Source organism: Streptomyces aurantiacus (genome assembly GCF_027107535.1).
In the GTDB taxonomy this organism is placed as follows: domain Bacteria; phylum Actinomycetota; class Actinomycetes; order Streptomycetales; family Streptomycetaceae; genus Streptomyces.
In genome coordinates this window covers 6,578,669-6,604,429 of the sequence record NZ_CP114283.1, presented here as the reverse complement: position 1 = coordinate 6,604,429, position 25,761 = coordinate 6,578,669, and the positions used below count along the sequence as shown (strand labels likewise).

General features: G+C 71.3%; 21 protein-coding genes, 1 tRNA gene and 1 riboswitch. Of the genes, 18 read left to right on the top strand and 4 right to left on the bottom strand.

Annotated elements, in window-relative coordinates:
- Nucleotides 1-112 precede the first annotated feature (112 nt).
- Nucleotides 113-748, top strand: a complete 636-nt coding sequence (locus O1Q96_RS31460) for a helix-turn-helix domain-containing protein (RefSeq protein WP_269251379.1) — start codon at nucleotides 113-115, stop codon at nucleotides 746-748.
- Nucleotides 748-873: a DUF6126 family protein gene (locus O1Q96_RS31455; RefSeq protein ID WP_269251378.1), complete on the top strand. Its 126-nt coding sequence runs from the start codon at nucleotides 748-750 to the stop codon at nucleotides 871-873. Before O1Q96_RS31460 ends, O1Q96_RS31455 begins: the two co-directional genes overlap by 1 nt.
- A 30-nt stretch (nucleotides 874-903) precedes the next feature.
- On the opposite strand, the gene O1Q96_RS31450 is transcribed toward O1Q96_RS31455, so the two are convergent.
- Nucleotides 904-1,701, bottom strand: coding sequence for a tyrosine-protein phosphatase (locus O1Q96_RS31450; RefSeq protein WP_269251377.1), 798 nt, complete (start codon nucleotides 1,699-1,701; stop codon nucleotides 904-906).
- 168 nt (nucleotides 1,702-1,869) lie between these two features.
- Here O1Q96_RS31450 and O1Q96_RS31445 point away from each other — a divergent pair, with 168 nt between their 5' ends.
- The 4 genes from O1Q96_RS31445 to O1Q96_RS31430 all read left to right on the top strand — a co-directional run bounded on the left by O1Q96_RS31445 (nucleotide 1,870) and on the right by O1Q96_RS31430 (nucleotide 7,188).
- Entirely contained in the window at nucleotides 1,870-3,960 is a 2,091-nt protein-coding gene (locus O1Q96_RS31445) for an alpha-galactosidase (RefSeq protein WP_269253799.1), read from the top strand.
- 294 nt (nucleotides 3,961-4,254) lie between these two features.
- Nucleotides 4,255-4,421: riboswitch (cyclic di-AMP (ydaO/yuaA leader) on the top strand.
- A 2-nt stretch (nucleotides 4,422-4,423) separates the two neighbouring features.
- A complete protein-coding gene (locus tag O1Q96_RS31440; protein WP_269251376.1) occupies nucleotides 4,424-5,320 on the top strand; it encodes a M23 family metallopeptidase in 897 nt (298 codons plus the stop codon).
- Between the two features lie 216 nt (nucleotides 5,321-5,536).
- Nucleotides 5,537-6,256 carry a DUF6250 domain-containing protein gene (locus O1Q96_RS31435; RefSeq protein WP_269251375.1) on the top strand — a complete coding sequence of 240 codons (720 nt, stop codon included), beginning with the start codon at nucleotides 5,537-5,539 and terminating at the stop codon, nucleotides 6,254-6,256.
- A gap of 146 nt (nucleotides 6,257-6,402) precedes the next feature.
- Nucleotides 6,403-7,188 carry an SGNH/GDSL hydrolase family protein gene (locus O1Q96_RS31430; protein ID WP_269251374.1) on the top strand — a complete coding sequence of 262 codons (786 nt, stop codon included), beginning with the start codon at nucleotides 6,403-6,405 and terminating at the stop codon, nucleotides 7,186-7,188.
- A 250-nt stretch (nucleotides 7,189-7,438) separates the two neighbouring features.
- Here O1Q96_RS31430 and O1Q96_RS31425 read toward each other — a convergent pair whose 3' ends face one another.
- Together O1Q96_RS31425 and O1Q96_RS31420 are read right to left on the bottom strand one after the other, a co-directional pair.
- The gene (locus O1Q96_RS31425; RefSeq protein WP_269251373.1) at nucleotides 7,439-8,059 is read right to left on the bottom strand and encodes a TetR/AcrR family transcriptional regulator; all 621 of its coding nucleotides are present in this window, start codon (nucleotides 8,057-8,059) and stop codon (nucleotides 7,439-7,441) included.
- Between the two features lie 68 nt (nucleotides 8,060-8,127).
- On the bottom strand, nucleotides 8,128-9,318 hold the full coding sequence (locus O1Q96_RS31420) for a glutamate dehydrogenase (protein WP_269251372.1): 1,191 nt from the start codon (nucleotides 9,316-9,318) through the stop codon (nucleotides 8,128-8,130).
- A gap of 286 nt (nucleotides 9,319-9,604) precedes the next feature.
- On the opposite strand from O1Q96_RS31420, the gene O1Q96_RS31415 reads away from it, so the two are divergent.
- From O1Q96_RS31415 to O1Q96_RS31390, 6 genes are all read left to right on the top strand, one after another.
- On the top strand, nucleotides 9,605-10,819 hold the full coding sequence (locus O1Q96_RS31415) for an MBL fold metallo-hydrolase (RefSeq protein ID WP_269251371.1): 1,215 nt from the start codon (nucleotides 9,605-9,607) through the stop codon (nucleotides 10,817-10,819).
- 373 nt (nucleotides 10,820-11,192) lie between these two features.
- Nucleotides 11,193-13,772, top strand: a complete 2,580-nt coding sequence (locus O1Q96_RS31410) for an ATP-binding protein (protein WP_269251370.1) — start codon at nucleotides 11,193-11,195, stop codon at nucleotides 13,770-13,772.
- 65 nt (nucleotides 13,773-13,837) lie between these two features.
- Nucleotides 13,838-14,272: a roadblock/LC7 domain-containing protein gene (locus O1Q96_RS31405; RefSeq protein ID WP_269251369.1), complete on the top strand. Its 435-nt coding sequence runs from the start codon at nucleotides 13,838-13,840 to the stop codon at nucleotides 14,270-14,272.
- A gap of 2 nt (nucleotides 14,273-14,274) precedes the next feature.
- Nucleotides 14,275-14,646 (top strand): DUF742 domain-containing protein, encoded by a 372-nt coding sequence (locus tag O1Q96_RS31400; RefSeq protein WP_269253798.1) that lies wholly within the window; start codon nucleotides 14,275-14,277, stop codon nucleotides 14,644-14,646.
- Nucleotides 14,624-15,223 (top strand): GTP-binding protein, encoded by a 600-nt coding sequence (locus tag O1Q96_RS31395; protein ID WP_217458720.1) that lies wholly within the window; start codon nucleotides 14,624-14,626, stop codon nucleotides 15,221-15,223. Before O1Q96_RS31400 ends, O1Q96_RS31395 begins: the two co-directional genes overlap by 23 nt.
- The gene (locus O1Q96_RS31390) at nucleotides 15,220-15,873 is read left to right on the top strand and encodes a GAF domain-containing protein (protein ID WP_269251368.1); all 654 of its coding nucleotides are present in this window, start codon (nucleotides 15,220-15,222) and stop codon (nucleotides 15,871-15,873) included. The genes O1Q96_RS31395 and O1Q96_RS31390 overlap by 4 nt, the downstream gene beginning before the upstream one ends.
- An 88-nt stretch (nucleotides 15,874-15,961) precedes the next feature.
- Here O1Q96_RS31390 and O1Q96_RS31385 read toward each other — a convergent pair whose 3' ends face one another.
- On the bottom strand, nucleotides 15,962-17,845 hold the full coding sequence (locus tag O1Q96_RS31385; protein ID WP_269251367.1) for a DUF2264 domain-containing protein: 1,884 nt from the start codon (nucleotides 17,843-17,845) through the stop codon (nucleotides 15,962-15,964).
- Between the two features lie 308 nt (nucleotides 17,846-18,153).
- Here O1Q96_RS31385 and tdh point away from each other — a divergent pair, with 308 nt between their 5' ends.
- The 6 genes from tdh to O1Q96_RS31355 all read left to right on the top strand — a co-directional run bounded on the left by tdh (nucleotide 18,154) and on the right by O1Q96_RS31355 (nucleotide 25,694).
- Nucleotides 18,154-19,182 carry an L-threonine 3-dehydrogenase gene (tdh, locus tag O1Q96_RS31380; protein WP_269251366.1) on the top strand — a complete coding sequence of 343 codons (1,029 nt, stop codon included), beginning with the start codon at nucleotides 18,154-18,156 and terminating at the stop codon, nucleotides 19,180-19,182.
- 10 nt (nucleotides 19,183-19,192) lie between these two features.
- Nucleotides 19,193-20,392, top strand: coding sequence for a glycine C-acetyltransferase (locus O1Q96_RS31375; RefSeq protein ID WP_269253797.1), 1,200 nt, complete (start codon nucleotides 19,193-19,195; stop codon nucleotides 20,390-20,392).
- Between the two features lie 96 nt (nucleotides 20,393-20,488).
- Nucleotides 20,489-21,394, top strand: coding sequence for a LysR family transcriptional regulator (locus O1Q96_RS31370; RefSeq protein ID WP_269251365.1), 906 nt, complete (start codon nucleotides 20,489-20,491; stop codon nucleotides 21,392-21,394).
- Nucleotides 21,395-21,618: 224 nt separating this feature from the next.
- Nucleotides 21,619-21,978: an MmcQ/YjbR family DNA-binding protein gene (locus O1Q96_RS31365; RefSeq protein ID WP_269251364.1), complete on the top strand. Its 360-nt coding sequence runs from the start codon at nucleotides 21,619-21,621 to the stop codon at nucleotides 21,976-21,978.
- Between the two features lie 120 nt (nucleotides 21,979-22,098).
- Nucleotides 22,099-22,175, top strand: a tRNA-Pro gene (locus tag O1Q96_RS31360).
- 327 nt (nucleotides 22,176-22,502) lie between these two features.
- A complete protein-coding gene (locus tag O1Q96_RS31355) occupies nucleotides 22,503-25,694 on the top strand; it encodes a glycosyl hydrolase family 95 catalytic domain-containing protein (RefSeq protein ID WP_269251363.1) in 3,192 nt (1,063 codons plus the stop codon).
- Nucleotides 25,695-25,761 lie beyond the last annotated feature (67 nt).

Genomic DNA, 25,761 nt, shown 5'->3' with positions numbered 1-25,761 from the left:
AGCGGTACGGGGTCGTCGGCCGCGGGAGGACAAAAGCCGACGGGCCCCGGGATCTTTTGCCTCTGAGGCAAGGAATTTGTCTCCGAGGCAAGCCTGCGGCTCAATGGACCACATGAACCCTGACAAGGGTACGAGCCCTTCCGAGCCGGCGGCAGCCGGGGAGAAGCTGCCGGCCGTCGCCCCCCAGCTGCGTGCGCTGCGCCGTCGCGCGACGCTCACCCTGGAGTCCGCGGCCCGGGCCGCCGGGCTCTCGCCCGCCCACCTCTCCCGGCTGGAGACCGGGCAGCGCCAGCCCTCGCTGCCGATGCTGCTCGCGCTGGCCCGCATCTACGGCACCACCGTCTCGGACCTGCTCGGGGAGACGGTCACCGAGCGGGACGCCGTCGTGCGCGCCGCCGACATGGAGCCCACCCGGGCCGGCGGCTGGACGTACTGGCCGGCCGGCGCCGCCGGACGCGGCATGCAGTCCCTGCGCGTGCACGTCCCCCACGGGTCGCAGGGCGACATCGTGCGCGTCCACCCCGGTGAGGAGTGGCTGTACGTCCTCCAGGGGCGGCTGCGGCTGCGGCTCGCGGACACCACCCACGTCCTCGAACCCGGCGACAGCGCTCACTTCGACTCGCTGACCCCCCACCGGATCGCCGCCGCGGACCGGGACGGCGCCGACCTGCTCTTCGTACACACCCTGCTGCAGAGCCCGACGGCCGCCCTGTGCCTCGGACCGACGACGAACCGAGGAGAGTCCTGATGAAGGACATCGAGGAGAAGTTCCCGCGCGCGCTGTGGGTGCGGCTCATCATCTACGTGGCCGTCGGGCATGTCTTCGCCGCCTTCATCTACCTGCTGTTCTCCCTCGGAGCCCAGGGGCAGTAGCGGTCACCGGACCGGGGGCGCCCGGCCGGGTCAGTCGAGGAACCGGTTCCGCAGCCGCTCCCGGATCTCGGGCGTCACGCCGAGCGCCTGCTCCAGGTACGCGTCGGTGCTGCCCCAGGTCTCCTCGATCGTCTCGAAGGCCGCGGCCAGATACTCGGCACGTGCGTCGAAGAGAGGGCTGAGCAGCTCCATCACCTCGGGGGTGTACGCCGAGTCGGAGGAGCCGCTGCGGCTGACGCGGTAACGGCGGTGCGCCGCGTTCGACTCCAGGTAGTCCGTCACGATGGCCTCGCGCTCGACGCCCACGGCGAGGAGCGTCATGGCGACGGACAGGCCGGCCCGGTCCTTGCCCGCCGCGCAGTGCATCAGGGCCGGGACGCTGTCCTCGGCCAGTGAGTGCAGCACCTGACGGAGCTCGCTCGTGCGCTCCTTGACGATCGTGCGGTAGGAGCCGATCATGCGGTCCGCCGCCCGGCCGTCGGAGAGCAGCTGCCGCAGCTGGTCCAGATCCCCGTCACGGACCATCGTCCAGAACTCGGCGCCGTCGGCGGGGTCCGTCAGTGGCAGATTCACATTGCGCACCCCGGGCAGCTCGACGTCGGGCCCCTCCAGCTTCTGGTCCGCCGCATTGCGGAAGTCGAAGATCGTGTGCAGGCTCAGGGAGGCGAGGAACGCGGCGTCCGACGCCGTGGCGTGCGCGAGGTGACCGCTGCGGAACAGCCGCCCGTACGCCACCCGCCGGCCGTCCACCGTCGGCAGGCCGCCCACGTCGCGGAAGTTGCGCACTCCAGCCAGCTCGGGCTCGGTCGACGGGACCTGCTGCGTCACGGGGGCTCCTCCCATCCGCCGCCGACGCGGCTCGTCGGCGAGATGCGTGTCCGACGATACGACATTGGTTCGTAGGCCAATGAGTTGTCCACAGACGTTGCCGGAAAGGCACGCGGACCCTGATGATGTTGGGGCTTGAGCGTGCCTGTTCGAATATGTGAGGGCTTGATGGTAGAGATCGGCGCAGACGGCCGTACGTGGCTTCTTTCGGGACCCACGAGCAGCTACGGCCTGCGGCTCGGTGACGAGGACGAGCTGCTTCATCTGCACTGGGGCCCGAGGATCGGGCTCGCCGACGCGGAGGCGCTCGCCGCGGGCCCCGGACCGGAGTACTGGCCCTTCGAGGCCACCCTCGACGGCCATGAGGAGTACCCGGTCGAGGGCGGCCCCCGTTTCGTCCGGCCCGCGCTCTCCGTGCGTACGCAGGACAGGCGCGGCACCGAGTGGCGGTTCGAGGGGCACGAGACCGGCGGGGCCGAGGGCGACGAGCTGCGGCTGCGGTTCTCCGACTCCGGACTCGGCATCACGCTGCACTACCGGATGCGGGCCGGGACCGACGTCGTCGAGCGGTGGGTGACCCTCGCCAACGAGGGACCCGCCCTGGAGGTGCTGCGCGCCGACTCCGCCACCTGGACGCTGCCGCAGCGCGACGGATGGCGGCTGTCCCAGCTGCACGGACGGTGGGCGGCCGAGTCCCGTCTGGTGCGCTCCGAGCTCACCTACGGCGAGAAGACCATCGGCAGCCGGCGGGGGCACACGGGGCATCAGCACCTGCCGTGGGTCGCGCTGGACGCGGACGGCTCGGCGACCGAGGAGCTGGGCGAGGTCTACGGATGCGCGCTCGCCTGGTCGGGGACGTGGCGGATCGCGGTGGCCCAGCTGCCGGACGCACGCGTGCAGATCACCGGCGGGGCCGGATACGACGACTCCGGACTGCTGCGGCTGGAGCCGGGGGAGAGCTTCGTCACGCCCGTCTTCGCGGGACTGTGGAGCGACGGCGGCTTCGGCGGGGCGAGCCGCGCGTGGCACGCCTACCAGCGGGCCCATGTGATCCCGGACGCGGACCAGGACCGGCCGGTGCTCTACAACTCCTGGGAGGCCACCGAGTTCGACATCTCCGAGGAGCAGCAGGGGGCCCTCGCGCGGCGGGCCGCCGCGATGGGGGTCGAACTGTTCGTGGTCGACGACGGCTGGTTCGGGACGCGCACCAGTGACCGGGCCGGGCTCGGCGACTGGACGCCCAACCCGGACCGCTTCCCGGCCGGCCTCAAGCCCCTCGCCGACGACGTGCACGCGCTCGGGATGCGGTTCGGGATCTGGGTCGAGCCCGAGATGGTCAACCCGGACAGTGAGCTGTACCGCGCGCACCCGGACTGGGTGCAGTTCCATCCGGGACGAAAGAGGACGGAACTGCGCAATCAGCTCGTCCTGAACCTCGCCCGCGAGGACGTCCAGGAGTACCTGTGGGAGCAGCTCCACACGCTGCTCTCCAGCGCCCCGATCGACTACGTGAAGTGGGACTTCAACCGCTGCTTCACCGATGCCGGATGGCCCGGCGAGGCGTACCCGCAGCGCCTCTGGGTGGATCATGTGCACGCCCTCTACGGCCTGTTGGACCGGTTGCGGGCGGCCCATCCGGGGGTGGCCTTCGAGTCCTGCTCGGGCGGCGGCGGCCGGATCGACCTCGGGATCATGGCGCGTACGGACCAGGTGTGGACCTCGGACAACACGGACCCCCTCGACCGGCTCGCCATCCAGCACGGCTTCAGTCAGGTGCACCCCGCCCGGGCCATGGCCGCCTGGGTCACCGACAGCCCGAACGCGCAGCTCAACGGTCGTGTCAGCTCGCTGCGCTTCCGGTTCGTGAGCGCGATGGCCGGGGTGCTCGGAGTCGGTGGCGACCTCACGCGGTGGAGCGACGAGGAGCTGGCCGAGGCGCGGGGCTGGGTGGAGCTCTACAAGGAGATCCGGCCCGTCGTGCAGGGCGGTGACCTTCACCGGCTGCGGACGCCGCAGGGCGGTATGAGCGCGGTCCAGTACGTCCGTGACGGCGAAACCGTCGTCCTCGCCTGGCTCCAGGCGCAGCACTACGGCGAGCCGGTCCCGCCGGTGCGCCTGCGGGGCCTCGACCCGGCGACTTCGTACGAATGCCTCGAAACGGGCGAAGTCCACCGAGGTGCGGTGCTGTTGCATCACGGGTTGCGGACGGGGCTGCGTGGCGACCTTGATGCGGCAGTTATCCGACTGCGTCGCATGTGACTGTTGTGTCCGCATTGGAGCCTTAGTTCCAACTCGCTCTGGAATAAAGGCTCCTGGAGCGGCTCCCGTGAGCAGCGTCATATTCGTGACGTTCCGCTGTCGCCATGTTCACGCAATTCACGTGTGTTTTCAGGGGTTTAACGGACGGGTGAGATCCCGTACTGACTCAGGGTGACTGTCATTTCGGTCACGGATCAAGAGAACGGGGCACACAGGAAACCCCAAAGGTTGTTTCCGTGTCTTCATGTCGCTTACGTTCACCTCCAATCCGGACGGACGCCCAATCCTGCCACCGCCCGGAATCCGCTCACTCACCCGTACATGGCAGGAGCGGGGGACCCACAGGTACAACGCCTGTTCCGGTCTCCGGAACGGCTAGGGGTTAAGTCGTGCGCAAGCACGGCCGGGCATCTCCAGCTCGCACCCGACAGCTCACCTCGCAGGCGCCGGAGAGGAATTCGCCATGCCCGCGAAGGGTAAGCACCGCCGTCCCAAGTCCCAGCGTCTCTCCCGCTCCATCGCCGCAGCCGGCACCGGGGGCGCCGCACTGGCCATCCCGCTGTTCGGAGCCGCCGGAGCGCACGCCGCTACCCCGCAGTCCGCCGCCGAGTCCGTCGCGAGCGCCTCGGACGTCGCGGGCAAGGCCGCGGATTCCGCGCCGGCCGCCGACCGGAAGGCCGAGGCCAAGAAGGTCGCGACCAAGACGTACGCCGTGCGTGCGGGCGACTCCCTCTCGAAGATCGCCGACACGCAGGACGTCGGCGGCGGCTGGAAGAAGCTGTACGAGGACAACCGCAAGGCGATAGGCGCCGACCCGGCGCTCATCCACCCGGGTCTGAAGCTCACGCTCGGCGGAAAGGCCGCGGCCGCCACCCCGAGCGCGGACGCACCCGCCTCCAAGACCACCCAGTCCGCCGCCAAGAAGCCGGCGGCGCCCAAGGCGGCGAACGCCTCCGGCTTCGCGATGCCGGTCGCGGGCGCGACGGTCGGTACCCCGTACAAGATGTCGGGCAGCATGTGGTCCAGCGGCTACCACACCGGTGTCGACTTCGTGGTTCCCACCGGCACCTCGCTCAAGGCCGTCGGCGCGGGCACGGTCGTCTCCGCCGGATGGGGCGGCGCGTACGGCAACCAGGTCGTCCTCAGGCTCGACGACGGCCGCTACGCCCAGTACGCCCACCTGTCCTCCCTCTCCGTCTCGGCCGGGCAGGCCGTGACCGGGGGCCAGCAGGTCGGCCTCTCCGGCGCGACGGGCAACGTGACCGGCCCGCACCTGCACTTCGAGATCCGCACCACCCCGGACTACGGCTCGGACGTGGACCCGCTGGCGTACCTGCGCGCCAAGGGCGTCTCCGTCTGACGCCCGGCCCGCCTCCGCGGGCCCGTATTGCCCGGCTCGTCTCCGAAGGCCGGACCCTGTGATCCCCGGGGTCCGGCCTTCGGTGTGCCGGCTTCCTGGGTCGGCTTGTTGCGGTCCTGTGGCGTGGCCGGGCGACGTCTCGACAAGGGCGTACCGGTGCGGACACAGTGATCTCCGCAAGCGCTTTCTGCGACCGTGACGCCCGAAGGAGCCGCCATGACGACCACCCGCAGAGCGCTCGGAGCCCTGGCCGCGGGCGCCGGGCTCGCGGCGCTCGTCCCGGGACGGCAGGCGAGTGCGTCGTCCCGCCACCGCCCGGGCCGGCTCATCGCCCGCGACGACTTCCGGCACGGTCTCTCCCAGTGGGCGACCGAGCTCCAGGACGGCGGCACCGTCACCGCCGCGCGGGGCGTCCTGGACATCGACGTGCCGAGCGGCGCGACGGTCTGGTTCAGGCGCGCTCTGCGAGGGCCGTACGTCATCGGGTACACCGCCACGGCGATCTCCGCGGGCGGGGCCAACGACCGGGTCTCGGACCTCAACAACTTCTGGAACGCCACCGACGCGCGCTCACCCGACGACCTCTTCGCCACGCCCCGGGGCGGCGCGCTCGCCGAGTACGACCACCTCAGGACGTACTACGCCGGATACGGCGCGAACGGCAACACCACGACCAGGTTGCGTCGCTACGTCGGCGAGGCGGGCGTACGGCCGCTGATCCTCGACTACACGGAACCCCTGCTCACGGCGAACCGGCCCAACAGGGTCCGGATCGTCTCGGACGGCTCGACGGTCCAGTGGTGGAACAACGGGCGACTCGTCTTCGACCACGACGACCCGGAGCCGTACACGCGAGGGCACTTCGCGTTCCGGACCGTGTGGAGCCACTTCGCGATCACGGACTTCCGGGTCGGCGAGCTGCGGCAACGCCCTTGATCCGCCCCCTTATTCCGGGATTGACCAACACTTGACGAGTGGCCTATCTCACCGCCCGTCAACCCTTTCCTACGGTCGCGTAGCTCACACGCGAAGGTGAATCATGGGCCGATGTGGCAGACGATTCGAAGAATGACAACAGATCAGTGATCGGGTCGTACGTGGCGGTGGGGGACAGCTTCACCGAGGGCGTCGGCGACCCTGGCCCGGACGGCTCCTTCGTGGGCTGGGCCGACCGGTTCGCGGTACTGCTCGCGGACCGGCGGCCCGAGGGCGAGTTCGACTACACCAACCTCGCGGTCCGCGGGAAACTGCTCGACCAGATCGTCGAGCACCAGCTGCGGCGGGCCAAGGAGCTCGCGCCGGACATGGTCTCCTTCTGCGCGGGAGGCAACGACATCATCCGGCCCGGCACCGACCCCGACGAGGTCGCGGAGCGCTTCGAACGCGCCGTCGCGGACCTCACGTCGGCCGTCGGCACGGTCCTCGTGACGACCGGCTTCGACACCCGTGACGTACCCGTACTCAGGCACATGCGCGGCAAGATCGCCACGTACAACCTCCATATCCGGGCCATCGCCGACCGGTACGGCTGTCCCGTGCTCGACCTGTGGTCCCTCAAGACCATCCAGGACCGGCGGGCCTGGGACGGCGACCGGCTCCACCTGTCTCCCGAGGGGCACACCCGCGTCGCCCTGCGCGCCGGCCAGGTCCTCGGCCTGGAGGTGCCCGCGGATCCGGACCAGCCGTGGCCGACGCTGCCGCCGCGCGGCACGCTGGAGATGCGGCGGGACAACGTCCAGTGGGCACGCGAGTACCTCGTGCCGTGGATCGGCCGCCGGCTGCGCGGGGAGTCCTCCGGCGACCACGTGGTGGCGAAGGGAAATCTGTCGCCGGGCGACATCAAGTTGTGGATCGAAGCGGTCGCCTGAAGGCCCGGAGGGCTGTGGGGCGGCGAGGGCTGCCGGGCCCCAGGGGCCGGACAGTTCCCCGGCGGGCTCCCGGGCAAGGCAGAAGCGGGCGGGGACGAACCGGACGCGGTGGGGTGGGCCGGTGACTCGCAGGCCCGAGGGTGCCCGGGGCCTCCCGGCCGATGGTGTCGGGCGGCCCGGGCCGCCCCTCGCCGTCGTCCGCCTTCGCGCGGGGGTACGTCGTCCGCCTGCGCGCCCGCGTTACGTCGTCTCAGGCGCCCGGTGCCGTCAACGCCGCGCGCTCCAGGCCCAGTTCGCGGGCCAGTGCCTCGTCCACCCACTGCTGGGTCCGGGCACGTGACACCGCGCCCGAGTACGCCGTCATCTGGACGGCGAGCCCGTCCAGCAGGGCGGTGAGACGCAGCGCCGTGCCCGTCGGGTCCGGGCAGCGGAACTCGCCCGCCGCCACACCCTCCGCGATCACCCCGGCGAGCGCGGCCTTCCACTGCCGGTCCAGATCACGGGTGACGTCCCGCAGGGCGGGCTCGCGCAGCGCCACCGCCCAGCCCTCGATCCACAGCCGCCAGCCCTTGGCCTGCCCCGTCGGCGCGTACCAGCGGACGGCGGCCCGCAGCCGCCGCAGCGCCGTCGTCCGGCGCCCGAGCAGCTTGCGCAGATGGGCGAGGTCGTCCTCGGCCGCGTACGTGAACGCGGCGGCGACCAGCTTCTCCTTCGTCGAGAAGTGATAGAGCACCAGCGCGTTGCTCACCCCGAGCGCGGTCGCCACGTCGGCGATCCGCACCGCGGACACACCGCGTGCCTCGATCTGCTGGATGGCGGCCCGCAGCAACTCCTCACGCCGCGCCGCCACGCTCAACCGGACTCTTGCCACCGGGCAACCCTATTGCGTGACCGGGGGCCGCGCCGTCGGAGGGTCGGTTACCGGCCGCGTCCGGACCGTCACCGGTACCAGCCGAACCGCTCGGCGATCACCGGGAGCCGGTCCGCGACGATCGCGTGCGCGGCCGCCCGCGGTGTCGTCCCGTCGGCCTCCGCGCGGGCGAGGGTCTGGTCGATCAGGGCACGCATCGAACGCCGTGTGTACGCGAACGCCTCGTCGGCGTCCGCCCCGATGTCGCCGAAGAGCGTCCACCACCACCAGGCGTTGGTCCCGGAGTTGACCACGACGTCCGGCAGAACGGTGACACCCCGCGCGGCGAGCAGTTCCTCCGCCTCGGGCAGGACGGGCATGTTGGCCGCCTCGACGATCCAACGCGCCGTGATCCGGCTCTGGTTGGCGGTGTCGACGGAGTACGAGACCGCCGCCGGTACCAGCACGTCGGCTTCCGCGGACAGCCAGGCCTCACCGGGCAGTTCACGGTCGGCGGGACGCAGGGCCGAGCGGTCGACGGTGCCGTAGGTGTCACGGGCGGCGAGCAGCGCGTCCACGTCCAGCCCGGCGGGGTTGGCGATCGTGCCCTTCACGTCGGCGACCGCCACGACGCTCAGTCCCGCGCGCGCGAGGAACCGGGCCGTGGCCCCGCCCATCGTGCCGAACCCCTGCACGGCGACCCGCGTCCCCGCGTACGGGACCCCGGCCCGGTCCAGCGCCGCGAGCGCCGACTCGGCCACGCCGCAGCCGCCGACCAGTTCGTCCAGCCCGATGCCGTCCACCTCGACCGCGAACGCGTCCGCCAGCCGCCGCCGTGCCGCGTCCTCGTCGTCGAGCAGCGGATACACGGCCTGGACCGACGACACGAGCCCCGCCTCCGCAGCGGCCCGGTCGACCAGGTCCTGCGTCAGGCCGAGGTCCTCCCCGGTGGTCCAGTGGTTCTCGATATAGGGGCGCATGGCCCGCAGATAGCGCACGAGCAGCCCGTAGGCCTCCGGGTCCTGCGGGTCGCAGTCGATCCCGCCCTTGGCGCCGCCCAGCGGGACATAGCGTCCCTCGGGGTTGTAGTGCAGGGCCTCCTTCATGGTCATTCCCCGGGCCAGTGCCGCGACCTCGTCCAGCGTGCATCCCGCCCGCATGCGCAACCCGCCGCTGGAGACACCGCGCACCAGCCGGTCCACGACCAGGTGCCCCTGACGGCCGGTGACGTGGTCGGTCCAGGTGAGCGAGATCAGGGGAACACGGTCCGGGGCGGTCACGGGTCTCCTCGGGAACAGGAAGGGGCGTCGGAGCGTTTGACCGACGTGGAACCGGGCGCACCAGTGTCCCGGTGCCGGTCCCGGCAACTCGCTACTGAATGATCGGTCAGTATCGAAAGTGCCGGGCGTCTCTGTCAACGTGCTGCACGGCTCGTCGGTGCGGGTGACGGCGTCCGGGTGTCTTCCGCCGTGCCCGGCACGGACACCGCACCGTCGCCCGCGCGACCCGGCGCTGTCGGAGACGGCGACCATAATGGAAATCCAGACCGATCCACCTGGAGGTGCCGTGACCGGTTCCCGTTCTCTGAGCTCCGGGCTCCGTGCTCTGCGCCCTGCCGCGTTCGGCGCGGATCCGAGTGGTGAGCGCATGGAGCGCATCCGCAGATCGCCCAACTTCGCGGACGGCGTCTTCCGTAATCCCGAGGGCGCTCCCCGTCCGGACGGAGCCATGCTCGAGTTCGCGAAGGCCTTCTTCCGTAAGGAGGAGCGCGTTCGCCGGGCCCCGGCGGGCGTCGTGCCGGTGCACGCCACGACTCTCGCCGACCTCGCCTCGCCCCCGGCCGGCGGACTGCGGCTGACGTGGCTGGGCCACTCCAGCGTGCTCGCCGAGATCGACGGGCACCGGGTGCTCTTCGACCCCGTCTGGGGCGAGAGGTGCTCCCCCTTCGCCTTCGCCGGGCCCAAGCGGCTGCATCCCGCGCCCCTGCCGCTGGCGGCGCTCGGCCCGGTCGACGTGGTCGTCATCTCCCACGATCACTACGACCACCTCGACCTGCCCACGATCAAGGCCCTGGCCGGCACGGACACGGTGTTCGCGGTGCCCCTGGGCGTCGGCGCCCACCTGGAGCACTGGGGTGTCCCGGCGGACCGGCTGCGCGAGCTGGACTGGAACGAGACGACGAAGGTCGGCGGAATCTCCCTGACCGCCACACCGGCCCGCCACTTCTGCGGCCGCGGCCTGCGCAACACGCAGCACACCCTCTGGGCCTCCTGGGTGGTCGCGGGCGACCAGCACCGGATCTACCACAGCGGCGACACCGGATACTTCACCGGCTTCAAGGACATCGGTGCCGAGTACGGTCCCTTCGACGCCACGATGATCCAGATCGGCGCGTACAGCGAATTCTGGCCCGACATCCACATGACGCCCGAGGAGGGCATGCGTGCCCACCTCGACCTGCAGGGCGGACGGCCCACCGGTGTGATGCTGCCGATCCACTGGGCCACGTTCAATCTGTCGACGCACCCCTGGGCCGAGCCGGGCGAGGGCACCGTCACCGCCGCGCGCGCGGTCGGTGCCCGGGTCGCGCTGCCCCGCCCCGGTGAACCCTTCGAACCCACGGCCGAAAGCGTCCCGTCCGAGCCCTGGTGGCGAGGTGTCGCCCTGCCGCCCCCCGGCGGCTGGCCCGCCGAGGAGAAGGCGGTGCACGACACGCCGCGTGACAAGGCGCCGGACAGGGCGGACGGCTCCGGAGCCCCGGAATCCGTCCCCACCGGGTGACATGGACGTGCGCGAAGGTGATCGGCGAGGGCCGAGGAGCGACTTGCTCCTCGGCCCTCGCCGATTTTCGCTGACCGCTTCTGACCAGGTCTGATCGGATCGGTAGACCAAGGGGGCGCACGTACGAGGGGTTTATCGGTCTGTCGTACGAACGCTCATACCAGAGCGGGACGTCGGCCGTCGGACTTTGTCAACTGCCCACCGCACCTGATGCGGTGGCGACTACTGTGAGTGTCCGCTGAGCGACAGAGGGCCGATTTCTTCGGCTCTCTCGACCGGCGCGAGCGATGGCGCATGCCCCAGTCGGCGCATGCCTCGGTCGCAGACCCGGGGGAGCCCCCACAAGCCCCGACACACCAGTACGAGGACGTCGATGTCTCACCTTCGCGCACCGGCCGCCCGCGCAGACCGCCGCGAGGGCGGACGGCACGGACGACCGGTCGCCCGCTCCACCCCGGCGCTGCCCGAGACGCACATACGCTCCCAGCTGCTCCGTCTCGCAATCCTGCCGCCCATCGCGGTGGCCCTCAGCGCGAGCGCGGCAGTGCTCTTCACCGTCCGTACGACCGCCGCACGCCCCGGCCCCACCCTGTGGATCGTGCTCGGCGGAGCCGTCGCGGTCGCTCTCGCGGGCATCGTGATCGCCACCGTTGCCGCCGACCGGGCCTCCCGGTCCGTTCACGACCGCATCGGGGCGCTGCGCCGCGCCTGCGTTCGCGGCCAGGCCGATCTGAACACCCTCGTCGAGACACTGCGCCGCGGTGACGCGCCGCCCGCCCGCCGGCCGGACAGCCGGCCCGCCCAGGACGCCGACGACTTCGATCTGCTGGCCGAGGACCTGGCCTCCGCCCACGACAGTGCGGTCACCGCGGTCGTCCAGGCCTCCCAGCTCTCCAGCCACGCGGGCAGCGAGCAGAAGGTGGAGGTCTTCGTCAACCTCGCCCGGCGGCTGCAGTCCCTCGTGCACCGCGAGATCTCGATCCTCGACGAGCTCGAGAACGAGATCGAGGACCCGGACCTGCTCAAGGGCCTCTTCCACGTCGACCACCTCGCCACCCGCATCCGGCGCCATGCCGAGAACCTCGCGGTGCTCGGTGGCGCCGTCTCGCGTCGGCAGTGGAGCAACCCGGTCTCCATGACCGAGGTGCTGCGGTCCGCGATCGCCGAGGTCGAGCAGTACTCACGGGTCAAGCTCGTACCGCCGATCGACGGCACCGTGCGCGGGCACGCCGTCGCCGACGTGATCCATCTGCTGGCCGAACTCGTGGAGAACGCGACGGTGTTCTCGGCCCCGCACACCCAGGTGCTGCTGCGGGCCAACGTGGTCACCTCCGGGCTCGCCGTCGAGGTGGAGGACCGCGGGCTGGGCATGCCGCTGGCCGAGCAGCACAAGATGAACGCGCTGCTCGCCGACCCCGACCAGGTGAACGTCGCGAGCCTGCTGCAGGACGGCCGGATCGGTCTGTTCGTGGTCTCGCAGCTCGCACGGCGGCACGGAATCGCGGTGCGGTTGCAGACCAACATCTACGGTGGCGTGCAGGCCGTGCTCGTCGTGCCGCAGGCACTGCTCGGCGCTCCGGAGGAGCAGCAGCCGGGGGCCGGGCGGCCACAGAGCGGTGTCGCACCGGCGGGGGCGATTTCGACGGCCGGAGCGCTGGGCCCCGGTACCCCTGCCTCGGGTTCACCTGGCGCCGGCCGTGGCGTTCCGAGCGCCCAGAGCGGCGTGGGGCACGGGGCGGTCACGCAGGGCGCCAGGGCACAGGGCGGTCCGGGACGCGGCGCGGCGGCCCATGGTGTCGTCGCACCTGGGACCCCACCCCACGGCATCCCGTCCCATGGGACTCCCGCACACGGCATCGCCGCACATGGGGCTCCTGCACATGGGGCTCCTGCGCAGGGGATCCCGGCACATGGGACGCCTGAACCCGAGGCGCTCGCCCATGGAACTGCCGGCCGTGGGACCGCTGCTCATGGGACTCCCGCACAGGGGACTCCCGCCCATATGACAGCTGCCTCTCATGGCATGTCGGCACATGGAACGTATGCGCATGACATGGGAAGCCATGGCGTGGCAGGTCTGGAGACCCCGGCGAACGGGACTCCAGTACACGGGACTCCAGTACACGGGACTCCGGCACACGGAACTCCGGCACACGGTGTTCCCGTACACGGCACCCCGGTGCACGGAGCTTCGGAACGGGGCGCGACGGCGCAAGGGACACCTGCCCACGGCACGCCGACCCGCGTGCCGGGCGTCGTGCCCGGCGACTCGCCCGACGTATCGCGTGTGCCGGGTCGGGAGAGCGCGAGCCACTCGTCGCACGAGGCGAGGACCGCCGTGCCCGCGCAGCCGCGGCGGGACGGTACGCCGGTCGGGATGACGGCCGTCAACGGGGGAGGAGGCCCGGCCCCGCTTCCGGTGCGCGGCGCCGAGTCGAGGCCCAACCCCTCCGAGGCCGTCCCCGGCATCCGGCCCGACGACAGGCGGGCCGTCGCCGAGAACACGGTCGCACCGCCCGTCCCGCGCAACGGCGTGGTGCGCGGCACCATGGGCAGGCCCCAACTGCCCAAGCGGCGCGCCCAGGAACACATCGTGCCCGAACTGCGCGGCGGACCCGCGCCCCGGCAGGACTCCGAGTTCGTCGTGGGCCACGACCCCGGTCTGATGGCTGCTTTCCAGCGTGGCATCGGACTGGCCGAGGCCCAGAACAGGGACGAGTTCCAGTACGGGGAAGAGGCCCGGTACAGGGACGACGGGTCCATGGGGCCGGCCCCCATGGAGCTCGCCCCCATGGATTCCCCGCGGACGGAGCCCTCCCGTAGGGACGCCACGCCCATCGGCGAGACGCACACAGCGCACGAACCACCCGAGGCGCCCGCCCCGCGCGAGAGCGCGCCCGCGCCCGGTCATGACCTCACCGCCCGGCACGACGGGAGCACACCAGCCGGATGAACCACGCCACCTCCACCCACACCTCCGCTCCCGCAGACCTTCGTACTTCAAGGAGTCGATCCCCCATGGCGAGCGATGCGCCGACCGGCCATGCGTCCGATCTCGACTGGCTGATGAGCGGCCTGGTGCAACGCGTACCGCACACCAGAAGCGCGGTGCTGCTCTCCTGCGACGGCCTCGTGAAGTCGGTGCACGGCCTCGACCCCGACAGCGCCGACCACATGGCGGCCCTGGCCTCCGGGCTCTATTCCCTGGGGCGCAGCGCGGGCGTCCGCTTCGGTGACGGCGGCGACGTACGCCAGGTCGTCGTCGAGCTGGACTCCACGCTGCTGTTCGTGTCGACCGCGGGTTCCGGCACCTGCCTGGCCGTGCTCGCCGGACGCGACGCCGACGCGGCCGTGCTCGGCTACGAGATGGCGATGCTGGTCAAGAGCGTCCGCCCCTACCTGATGACCGCGCCGAGGCAGCACACCGGTGAGCCGTCGGCGATGAGGCCTTGAACGTGGCCGCGGCCGGCGACGGCCCCTGGCTCGATGGCGCGGCCGGACGCCTGGTGCGTCCCTACCAGGTCAGCAACGGCCGGACCCGGCCGAGCACCGCGCTCGACCTCCTGTCGCAGGTCATGGCCACCGGTGTCACCCCCCTCGGTTACCTCGGCCCCGAGCACAGTCAGGCACTCGAACTGTGCCGGGACCCCGTCTCGGTGGCCGAGGTCGCCGCACAGCTGAAGCTGCCGGCAGCGGTGACCAAGGTGCTGCTGTCCGACCTCGTCGACTGCGGGGCGCTGTCCACGAAGCCCCCGACGTTCCACCACAACCCCACTGACCGGTCTCTTCTGGAGGCAGTGCTCGATGGACTACGACGACAGCTCTGACCCTTTCCCCACCGCGTTGAAGATCCTGGTGGCGGGAGGCTTCGGGGTGGGCAAGACCACCTTCGTGGGCGCGGTGAGCGAGATCGCGCCGCTCAGCACGGAGGAACTGCTGACCACGGTCAGCGCCGCGACCGACAATCTCGACGGCATCGAGAACAAGGTCGAGACGACCGTCGCGATGGACTTCGGGCGCATCACCCTCGACCCGGAACACGTGCTGTACCTGTTCGGCACGCCCGGGCAGGAGCGGTTCTGGTTCATGTGGGACGAACTCTCCGAAGGCGCGCTCGGCGCGGTCGTCCTCGCCGACACCCGCCGCCTGGAGGACTGCTTCGCCGCCGTCGACTTCTTCGAACAGCGCGGCCTCGGTTTCATCGTCGCCGTCAACGAGTTCGACGGCGGCTTCCGTTACGACCCGGAAGAGGTGCGGGCCGCCATCGACCTCGACCCGGACGTGCCCGTGGTCCGCTGCGACGCACGGATCTCCAGCTCAGGAGTGCAGACCCTGCTCACCCTCGTCCGCCACCTGCTCGCCCACGCGCCTTCGCACGCACCCAGCCACGGAGCCCACACATGAGGTACGACCCGCCGCGCCCGGCCGGTCGCCTGCTGCTCACCCCCGAGGACAAGGAGGCACCCGCCAGAACGCGCCGACTGCGCGTACTGGGCCTGGGCGAACACCCGGAGCCCTCCCTCGACGCCTTCGCGCGGCGGCTGGCCGAGCTGGCCGGGGCGCCGTACGCGCTGGTCAACTTCATCGGTGAGGAACGGCAGTTCTTCGCCGGGCTGCACACCCGGCCCGGCAGCGGCGCCGGCGCCGACCCGGCACGGCCGGCGGTCGGAGTCGCCCCTGCGGAGCCCGCGGGGGCCGGAGGAACCACAGGAGCCGTGGGAGTGGCGAACGGCACGGTCGGCGCGGCGTTCGGAACCGGTCGCCGCATGGCCCGCGACTACGGGTTCTGCCCCCATGTGGTGGTGCGCCGCAAGGCGTTGGTCCTGGAGGACGTCCGCGACTACCCCCGCTTCGCCGGGAACCCGGTCGTCGACGAGTTCGGCATCCGCTCCTACCTCGGCGCCCCGCTCATCGACCGGACCGGCATCGCCCTCGGCACCGTGTGCGTCACCGACGTGGAGCCCAGGCCGTGGGGGAGGTCCGGCCTGGACACGATCAAGGCGATGGCGGCGGAGCTGGTCGAGCAGATCGAGTTGCGGGAGGGCGGGTTCTGAGCAGGGCCCGTCCGTGCGTGTGACGGCGCCACATGATCCGTATGTGACCCGTGGCTCCTCAGACATGGATCACGTCAGGCGGCAGGGGTCATACGGAGACGGTGTCGCCGTCGGGGAACGTGATCCGGACCTCCGTTCCGTCGACCTCGCAGGCCACGGACTCGCGCAGGGCCTGGGGGTGCACGGAGTCGCGGGTCAGCACGAGCAGCGTGACGTACACACCGGTGCCGCCCGGGTGGCCCGCCGCGCACCGGAGGTACGGCGTGGCCGAGTGGGGACCGAAGGCGTTGGCCTCGACCTCGCGTGCGATGCCCGTGTCCTCGTCCCAGCCGTGCAGCGCGACGACGGCACTGGTCAGCCCGCCGTCCGTGCGGGCCACCGCCCAGCCATGGCCCCGCTCCGCGGTGGGCCGGGTCTCGGCCGCGACCGCGTAACCGCCCTCCCGGACCGTCAGCGCGGACGCCGCGAGTACCCGGTGCACGCGTATCTCCCAGGGACCGCGCAGCAGACTCGTCGTCTCGACCGGGAACTCCTGCTCGCCGCCGGGCAGTCGGGCGTCGTAGCGGGAGGCCGCCGTCCGTCCCGAGCAGTGCAACGGCACGATGGTGCGTCTGCGTGACGCGACGCCGTCCGGGGTCACCAGCGCGAGGTGTCCGTCGACGGTCCGTTCCCACGCGTGCGCCCCCGCCTCGGGCGCCGTCGCCGTCGAGTAGGCGAACTTGGCGGAGTGCGGATCGTCCTCGGCCGGCCCGGCCGGCGCGTTGTGGTCGCTACCGTGGTTGACCAGGCGCACGATGCCGTCGTGCTGCGTACCGTGCAGCAGCCAGCCGGGGGCCGGGAGCGCGGTGTACTGGTCCGACTCCTCGACCGGCAGGGGCAGTTCGCGTGCCGTCCACACCGGATGCTCCGGAGGGAGCAGCAGGCCGAGGAACCCCATGCTCGCCCAGTACGGCGACGCCGGTCCCGAGTGCGGCCGGGTCACCGGCAGGAACGTTTCGTACCAGCCGAGCGGCAACAAGCCCCGCTCGTCGGGCACCCCGCGCTCCACGAAGTGCCGTACCGTGCCGGACGCCAGCCGCCGGGTGAGGCCCGGAGCCAGGGGTGTACAGCCCGCGACGGCACCCATCCACACCGGAGCGGCGGTGGCGAAACGGTACGTCAGGGAGCGGCCGTGGTGCACGGGAGCACCGTCCCCGCCGAAGAACTGCGGGTAGACCGTGAGGAACTGGGCGAGCCGTTCCCGGTAGACCCGGCCGCGGTCGCCGGCCTCGCCACCGGTCATCCGGCTCCACAGCAGCGGGTACAGATGCAGGGCCCAGCCGTTGTGGTAGTCGAACGTCCGGCCCTCACCGTCGCTGTACCAGCCGTCGCCCGCGTACCAGTCCTCCAGACGGTCGAGCCCGGCGTCGATGTCGTCCTGCCGGTACGGCGCGCCGACCGAGGCGAGGAACTGCTCGGCCACCACCTGGTGGAGGCGCCCCTGGTCGTCCCACGTGCGGCGGCCCACTAGACCCCACAGCCAGTCCACGACACGCTCCCGCGTCTCGGTGTCGAGGCGGTTCCAGATCCAGGGACGGGTCTCGTGCAGGGCGACGGCGATCAGGGCGGCCTCGGCCATCTGCTGCGAGCAGTCGGTGAGTTCGGGCCAGGCCTCGCCGCTGTCGCGGTCGGTGCCCGTTGTCAGACCCCGCGCGTAGCGTTCCATGAGGCGGGGATCGACATCGCCCTGTGCCCCGGCGATCCGGAAGGAGGCCAGCAGGAACGACCGCGCGAACCCTTCCAGGCCGTCCGACACCACGCCCGACCAGGAGGTCCGGCCGGGCAGCCGGTACTGCGCGAATCCCGGCGTCGCGTACGGGACCAGGGCCTCCAGCTGCCGGTCGGCGAGTGTCTCCCAGTGCGCCCGTGCCCAGCCGGTGTGCGGCGACAGGACGTGGTCGGTGGGTGGCAGGGGCACGTGTGGTGCGGGCATGGCGGGCTTCTGACTCCTCGGTCGCCGGGTGCGTTCGCAGCTTTCCGCAGAGGGATACGGCTGGTGGCCGCAGAGAGATCAATCAACTCGCATGCGGACGTGAAGAGTCCCGTTCGCGCGTACCGCATCCCCGGCCCTCTCGCGGGAGCCGTCGTCCGGTGTGAAGGAAAGCTGCGGCGGCGCTTAAGAAATCCTCGATGGACCCCGGGCACCGGCGTACGGCAGATTGCTGGGCGAATCCACTCCTCTACCCGGTGCGGGCGTCCTTCGGCGTGCCCGGATCCGGGACCTCACCCGCGGGAGCCCCGTTGAAGGCGCTGGTCAAGGAGAAGGCGGAGCCGGGGCTTCGGCTCATGGACGTCCCGGAGCCGGCCGTCGGCCCCGGCGACGTGCTGATCAAGGTCCTCAGGACCGGGATCTGCGGCACCGACCTGCACATCCGCAACTGGGACGGCTGGGCGCAGCAGACCATCAAGGCCCCACTCGTACTCGGGCACGAGTTCGTCGGCGAGGTCGTGGAGACGGGCCGTGGCGTCGTCGACATCGCCGTGGGCGACCGGGTCAGCGGTGAGGGCCACCTCGTCTGCGGGAAGTGCCGCAACTGCCAGGCCGGCCGGCGTCACCTGTGCCGTGCGACGGTCGGGCTCGGCGTCGGCCGCGACGGGGCGTTCGCCGAGTTCGTCGCGCTGCCCGCCTCCAACGTCTGGGTGCACCGCGTTCCCGTGGACCTCGACGTCGCCGCGATCTTCGACCCGTTCGGCAACGCCGTGCACACCGCGCTGTCGTTCCCGCTGGTCGGGGAGGACGTACTGATCACCGGGGCGGGTCCCATCGGCCTGATGGCGGCCGCCGTCGCCCGGCACGCGGGCGCCCGGAACGTCGTCGTCACCGACGTCAGCGAGGACCGCCTGGAGCTGGCACGCAAGGTCGGCGTCAGTCTCGCGCTGAACGTCGCCGAGTCGAGCATCGCCGACGGGCAGCGGGCGCTGGGCCTGCGCGAGGGCTTCGACATCGGCCTGGAGATGTCCGGCAACCCGGTCGCCATGAGGGACATGCTGGCCAACATGACCCACGGCGGCAGGATCGCCATGCTCGGACTGCCGTCCGAGGAGTTCGCCGTCGACTGGTCCCGGATCGTCACCTCCATGATCACGATCAAGGGCATCTACGGCCGCGAGATGTTCGAGACCTGGTACGCGATGTCGGTGCTCCTGGAGGGCGGCCTCGACCTCGCGCCCGTCATCACCGGCCGCTACGGCCACCGCGACTTCGAGGCGGCCTTCGCCGACGCGGCGAGCGGCCGCGGTGGCAAGGTCATCCTCGACTGGACTCTCTAAGGAACTGATGATGTTCGACTCCGTACGCGACGACCTCCGCACCACCCTCGACGAGATCCGCGCCGCGGGACTGCACAAGCCCGAGCGCGTCATCGGCACCCCGCAGTCCGCGACCGTGAACGTCACCGCGGGCGGCCGCCCCGGTGAGGTCCTCAACTTCTGCGCCAACAACTACCTCGGCCTCGCCGACCACCCCGAGGTGGTCGCCGCCGCCCACGAGGCGCTCGACCGCTGGGGTTACGGCATGGCGTCCGTGCGCTTCATCTGCGGTACGCAGGAGGTGCACAAGCAGCTGGAGCAGCGCCTCTCCGCGTTCCTCGGCCAGGAGGACACGATCCTCTACTCGTCGTGCTTCGACGCCAACGGCGGAGTGTTCGAGACCCTCCTCGGCGCGGAGGACGCGGTGATCTCGGACGCCCTCAACCACGCGTCGATCATCGACGGCATCCGTCTGTCGAAGGCCCGCCGGTTCCGCTACGCGAACCGTGATCTCGCCGACCTGGAACAGCAGTTGAAGGAGGCGTCGGGCGCCCGCCGCAGGCTGGTCGTCACCGACGGCGTCTTCTCCATGGACGGGTACGTGGCCCCGCTGCGCGAGATCTGCGACCTCGCCGACCGCTACGACGCGATGGTGATGGTCGACGACTCGCACGCCGTCGGCTTCGTCGGCCCGGGCGGGCGGGGCACCCCCGAGCTCCACGGCGTCATGGACCGTGTCGACATCATCACGGGGACCCTCGGCAAGGCCCTCGGCGGCGCGTCGGGCGGTTACGTCGCCGCCCGCGCCGAGATCGTCGCGCTGCTGCGCCAGCGCTCACGCCCGTACCTGTTCTCGAACACGCTGGCCCCGGTGATCGCCGCCGCCTCGCTCAAGGTTCTCGACCTGCTGGAGTCGGCGGACGACCTGCGGGAGCGGCTCGCCGCGAACACCGCGCTGTTCCGTTCCCGGATGGCCGATGAGGGCTTCGACATCCTCCCTGGCGACCACGCCATCGCCCCGGTGATGATCGGGGACGCGACCGTCGCCGGGCGGATGGCGGAGCTCCTCCTGGAACGCGGTGTGTACGTGATCGGCTTCTCGTACCCGGTGGTGCCGCAGGACCGGGCCCGGATCCGTGTGCAGCTGTCCGCCGCGCACTCGACGGACGACGTGAACCGGGCCGTGGACGCCTTCGTGGCTGCCCGGGCGGAGCTGGAGGCGGGGGCCTGAACCGCACAGGGGAGGGCAGGCCGGGTCCCGGGGGAGGGCCCGGGCGGAGCGAGAGGTCAGGGCCGCGCGGACTGAACCTCTGAGAGAATCGGTCACATGATCGAAGCGCGGCGGCTCCACATCCTTCGTGCGGTGGCGGACCACCGTACGGTGACGGCCGCTGCCGCCGCGCTCTACCTCACGCCCTCCGCGGTCTCCCAGCAGCTGACGGCCCTGGAGCAGGAGACGGGCCACCGCCTGGTCGAGCGCGGCGCCCGGGGCGTACGGCTGACCCCCGCGGGCGAGATCCTGCTCAGCCACACCAACACGGTCCTCGCGCAGCTGGAGCGGGCCGAGGCGGAGCTCGCCGCGTACAGCTCGGGTTCGGCCGGCACGGTCACCGTCGCCTCCTTCGCGACCGGCATCGGCCTCGTCGTCGCACCCGCCGTGGTCCGGCTCGCGCGGACCGCGCCCGGCATCCGTCTCCGTGTCCAGGACGCCGAGGGCGACGCCAGCCTGCCGATGGTGCTCGACCGGCAGGTCGACGTGGCGGTCGCCGTCGAGTACCGGGGAGCACCGGACGCCGACGACCCCCGCCTCGCGCACATCTCGCTGTACGCCGAGCCGTTCGACGCCGTCGTGCCGGAGGTCCACCGCCTCGCCGACCGTACGGAGGTGCCGCTCGCCGAGCTGGCGAAGGATCCGTGGATCGGCCCGTATCCGGGAAACCCCTGCCACGACGTGGTGGTCCTGGCCTGCGAGCACGCCGGTTTCCAGCCCCGGCTCGAACACTCCTCGGACGACTTCCGCGCGGTCGTCGCGCTCGCGTCGGCGGACGCCGGGGTCGCCCTGGTGCCGCGCTCGGCCCTGCGCGGCATGGATCTCACGGGCGTGGTCGTGCGTCCCGTCGACGGCGTCGCCCCCACGCGCCGCGTCTTCGCCGCGGTACGCAGGGGAGCCGAGACCCACCCGCTGATCATCCCGGTCCTGGAGGCGCTGGCGGAGGTGGCACCCGAGGGCTGAGGCCCCGGGAGAGCCAGGCCGGTCCGTCCGCGCGCGAGTGAGGCCGAGACCGGGCCCGTACCGCCTTCCACGGGTGACCCCGACCCCGATCCCCGGTAAGTGCCCGACGGCGGCCGGGGCTTCGGGCCGGCGCCCGGCACCGGGGCTTCAAGCCGGTGCCCGGCGGCTGACGGAACCCGCTCCCAGCAGGGTGGTTGTCAGCGGCATTGGCTACGGTGCCTTCCATGCAGGATGCCGAAGACGTACGCCGAATCTGTCTCTCTCTGCCGGACACCACGGAGAAGATCGCCTGGAGCATGCCCACCTTCAGGGTGGCGGGGAAGATGTTCGCGACCCTGCCCGAGGAGGAGACGTCCATGGCTGTGCGCTGCCCGAAGGCCGAGCGCGACGAGCTGGTCCTCGCGGAGCCCGAGAAGTTCTGGGTCGCCGATCACGAGGCCGGCTCCGCCTGGGTGCGGGTGCGGCTCGCGGTCCTCGCGGACGCGGACGAACTGCGTGACATCCTTGCGGACTCCTGGCGGCAGGCGGCACCGACCCGGCTGCTGGAGTCCTACCCGGATCTGGGAGTCCCGGTCGCGGACTGAGCGGGCCCGGCCGGACTGAGCGGTGATCGCGGGACAAAAGGCGTGTGCGACCACCGACCCGAGTGCGGTATTGTTTCGGTGCACGTTCAGCCAGGGGAAACCCCAGGTCACAACGGGCAACGGGACGTGGCGCAGCTTGGTAGCGCACTTGACTGGGGGTCAAGGGGTCGCAGGTTCAAATCCTGTCGTCCCGACCAGCTTCATCGCAGGTCGGAGGCCGTTCTCTCCTTATGGGGAGGGCGGCCTTTCGTATGTCTCGTCATATGCGTGGCCGTACGTCCGGAAGGCTGTCGCCGTGGAGCGGCGGCGGGGCGCGTCTTCGCTCCGTCCGCTGCCCGCACCGCCGCGCGGCAGTCCGCGGCCCGACCGGAGGATCCGGTAGCGACAGCGCCGGTCGAGTCAGTAGCGCACACCTCTAGACATCCGATCTATTCTCCGGCGACGATGATCGCGCCCTCGGCAGGTGTCGATGTGCTGCCACTTCCCCTGTGAAAGAGCCGATGAATCGGCCGGGAGATCTCACCGTGATCAATGAATCCCAACCGCAGCGACGAAGCCTCCTCAAGTTCGGTGGCGCCCTCGCCCTCGCCCCGCTGGCCACGCAGCTGACCGGCGGTGTTCCCGCGGGACAGGCGGTGGCCGCGGGGACCGGCACGTCGGCCGGCGTCCAGTGGCCGACCCTGTCGCGCAAGGCACTGAAGTACTCCGTGCCCGCCACGGACTGGGAGTCACAGGCCCTGCCGATAGGCAACGGCCGTCTCGGCGCCATGCTCTTCGCCGACCCCTACGAGGAGCGCGTCCAGTTCAACGAACAGAGCCTGTGGGGCGGGGTCAACAACTACGACAACGCCCTCGCGGGCAAGCCGGACAGCGACTTCGACACCGGCATGACCGGCTTCGGCTCGTACCGGAACTTCGGTGACCTCGTCGTCACCTTCGCTCCCCGCGCGAGCCCCGAGGTGACGGCCCCGGGAGGCCCGTACAGCAGCTCCTCGTCGGAGGGCGTCGACAAGACGTACGACGGAGCACCGAGCACCAAGTGGTGCATCGAGGGGCCCGGTTCGAAGGTGCAGTGGCAGGTCGAACTCCCCGAACCGGTGTCCGTCGCCTCGTACCGTCTGACGAGTGCCAACGACGTGCCGCAGCGCGACCCGCAGGAGTGGACATTCCTCGGTTCCGCCGACGGAGCCACCTGGACCACGCTGGACAGACGCACCCTGGAAGCGCCCTTCGAGAACCGTTTCCAGACCAAGGAGTTCACCTCCGCCGAGACCGGCGCCTACCGCTTCTACCGGTTCGACTTCGTCCCCGAGGCAGGCGTCAGTCATTTCCAGTTGAGCGAGGTCGGGCTGTCCGGCCTCGACCTCGGCGGGGGCGGCTCGACGTACCTGTCGTCGCCGAGCGGGCACTCCGGGGGATCCCGCACCCAAGGCATCTCCAGTTCGGTGGACCGTGATCCGGCCACGGTCTGGCGGGTCGACACCCCCGCACCGGAGGTCGTCTGGCAGGCCGACCTGCCCCGCGCGGCCGTCGTCACCTCGTACGCGCTGACAGCGGCCCCGGACCGCCCCCGGGACGACCCCCGCCGATGGGTGCTGGAAGCCTCGCAGGACGGGCGCGCCTGGACGACCCTCGACACGCAGGACCCCGGCGCGCCCTTCGCCGACCGCGGCAGCACCCGGACCTTCCGGATCACCAACACGACGGCCTACCGCGCCTACCGGCTCACCCTGACCCCGGGCGCCTCCCCGGCCGGATTCCAGATCGCGGAGATCGCGCTGGCAGGCACGGGTTTCGACACGCGCACGCAGCGGACGGTCGTCGACTACCAGCGCAGCCTCGACTTCGTGAACGGCGTCCACGTCACCCGCTTCGGCGCACCGGGACGGCGCGTCCTGCGCGAGGCCTTCGCCGGCCGGTCCGCGGACGTCATGGTCTTCCGGTACACGTCGGAAGACGCGCGGGGACTCTCCGGAGCGATCTCGCTGACGTCGGCGCAGGAGAAGGCCCCGACGACCGTCGACGCCGACGCCGGGCGGATCGCCTTCAGCGGTGTGATGGGCAACGGGCTCAAGCACGCGTGCACCGTCCGGGCCGTACACACCGACGGCGACCTCCGCGCCGACGGGACGGCACTCCGGTTCAGCGGCTGTACGACCCTGACCCTGTTCCTGGACGCCCGCACCGACTACAAGCTCGACGCCGCCGCCGGGTGGCGCGGAGCCGATCCGGAACCGGTCGTCGCCAGGACGCTCCGCAAGGCGGCCGCCCGGCCCTACGGCAGACTGCGCGACGAGCACACCGCCGAGACACGCGCCCTCATGAACCGTGTCTCGGTCACCTGGGGCACCTCCGACGCCGCCGTCGTCGCTCTGCCGACCAGCGCCCGGCTGGAGCGCTACGCGGCGGGCGGACAGGACCCGGCACTCGAGCAGACGATGTTCGACTACGGCCGGTACCTGCTGATCAGTTCCTCCCGCCCCAGCGGCCTGCCCGCCAACCTCCAGGGCCTGTGGAACGACAGCAACCAGCCGGCGTGGGCCTCCGACTACCACACCAACATCAACGTCCAGATGAACTACTGGGGAGCCGAGACGACGAACCTGTCGGAGTGCCACGAGGCTCTCGTCCGGTTCGTCGAGCAGGTGGCGGTGCCCAGCCGCGTGGCGACCCGCAACGCCTTCGGCAAGGACACCCGCGGCTGGACCGCTCGCACCAGCCAGAGCATCTTCGGCGGCAACTCGTGGGAGTGGAACACCGTCGCCAGTGCCTGGTACGCGCAACACCTGTACGAACACTGGGCGTTCACCCAGGACCTGGACTACCTCCGCACCGTCGCCCACCCGATGATCAAGGAGATCTGCGAGTTCTGGGAGGACCACCTCAAGGAGCGCGAGGACGGGCTCCTCGTCGCGCCGAACGGCTGGTCCCCCGAGCACGGGCCGCGCGAGGACGGCGTCATGTACGACCAGCAGATCATCTGGGACCTGTTCCAGAACTACCTCGACTGCGAGGCGGTGCTCAAGGCGGATCCCGCCTACCGGAAAAAGATCGCGGACATGCAGGCGCGCCTCGCACCGAACAGGATCGGCAAGTGGGGTCAGCTGCAGGAGTGGCAGGAGGACCTGGACAGCCCCACCGACATCCACCGCCACACCTCGCACCTCTTCGCGGTCTACCCGGGCCGCCAGATCACCCCGGACACGCCCGATTTCGCGGCCGCCGCCCTCGTCTCGCTGAAGGCACGGTGCGGTGAGAAGGAAGGCGTTCCGTTCACGGCCGCGACGGTGTCCGGCGACAGCCGCCGCTCATGGACCTGGCCCTGGCGGGCCGCCCTCTTCGCCCGCCTCGGCGACGGGCAGCGGGCCCAGATCATGCTGCGCGGGCTGCTGACCTACAACACGCTGCCCAACATGTTCGGCAACCACCCGCCCTTCCAGATGGACGGCAACTTCGGCATCACGGGTGCCGTCGCGGAGATGTTGCTGCAGAGCCACGACGGCGTCGTCCACCTGCTCCCCGCCCTGCCGGACGGCTGGAAGGCCAGGGGATCCTTCACGGGGCTCCGGGCCCGTGGCGGCTACGAGGTCGACTGCGCGTGGCGGGACGGGAAGGTCACGTCCTACAGGATCGTCGCCGACCGGGCGCGGAACCGGGGAAGCGTCACCGTGCGGGTGAACGGCGCCGACCGGAAGGTGAAACCGGTCAGGCCCTGACGCCACGGGATCGCGTCCGCGGCAGCCGGGCCGACGGCCGTCCGCGGCTGTGGCCCGCCCGGCCGCG

Excerpts from the sequence above, each read along its gene's own strand:
- O1Q96_RS31460 (WP_269251379.1), top strand. The coding sequence starts at position 113 with ATGAACCCTGACAAGGGTACGAGCCCTTCCGAGCCGGCGGCAGCCGGG.
- O1Q96_RS31455 (WP_269251378.1), top strand. The coding sequence starts at position 748 with ATGAAGGACATCGAGGAGAAGTTCCCGCGCGCGCTGTGGGTGCGGCTC.
- O1Q96_RS31445 (WP_269253799.1), top strand. The coding sequence starts at position 1,870 with ATGGTAGAGATCGGCGCAGACGGCCGTACGTGGCTTCTTTCGGGACCC.
- O1Q96_RS31440 (WP_269251376.1), top strand. The coding sequence starts at position 4,424 with ATGCCCGCGAAGGGTAAGCACCGCCGTCCCAAGTCCCAGCGTCTCTCC.
- O1Q96_RS31435 (WP_269251375.1), top strand. The coding sequence starts at position 5,537 with ATGACGACCACCCGCAGAGCGCTCGGAGCCCTGGCCGCGGGCGCCGGG.
- O1Q96_RS31410 (WP_269251370.1), top strand. The coding sequence starts at position 11,193 with ATGTCTCACCTTCGCGCACCGGCCGCCCGCGCAGACCGCCGCGAGGGC.
- O1Q96_RS31405 (WP_269251369.1), top strand. The coding sequence starts at position 13,838 with ATGGCGAGCGATGCGCCGACCGGCCATGCGTCCGATCTCGACTGGCTG.
- O1Q96_RS31395 (WP_217458720.1), top strand. The coding sequence starts at position 14,624 with ATGGACTACGACGACAGCTCTGACCCTTTCCCCACCGCGTTGAAGATC.
- O1Q96_RS31390 (WP_269251368.1), top strand. The coding sequence starts at position 15,220 with ATGAGGTACGACCCGCCGCGCCCGGCCGGTCGCCTGCTGCTCACCCCC.
- O1Q96_RS31385 (WP_269251367.1), bottom strand. The coding sequence starts at position 17,845 with ATGCCCGCACCACACGTGCCCCTGCCACCCACCGACCACGTCCTGTCG.
- O1Q96_RS31375 (WP_269253797.1), top strand. The coding sequence starts at position 19,193 with ATGTTCGACTCCGTACGCGACGACCTCCGCACCACCCTCGACGAGATC.
- O1Q96_RS31370 (WP_269251365.1), top strand. The coding sequence starts at position 20,489 with ATGATCGAAGCGCGGCGGCTCCACATCCTTCGTGCGGTGGCGGACCAC.
- O1Q96_RS31365 (WP_269251364.1), top strand. The coding sequence starts at position 21,619 with ATGCAGGATGCCGAAGACGTACGCCGAATCTGTCTCTCTCTGCCGGAC.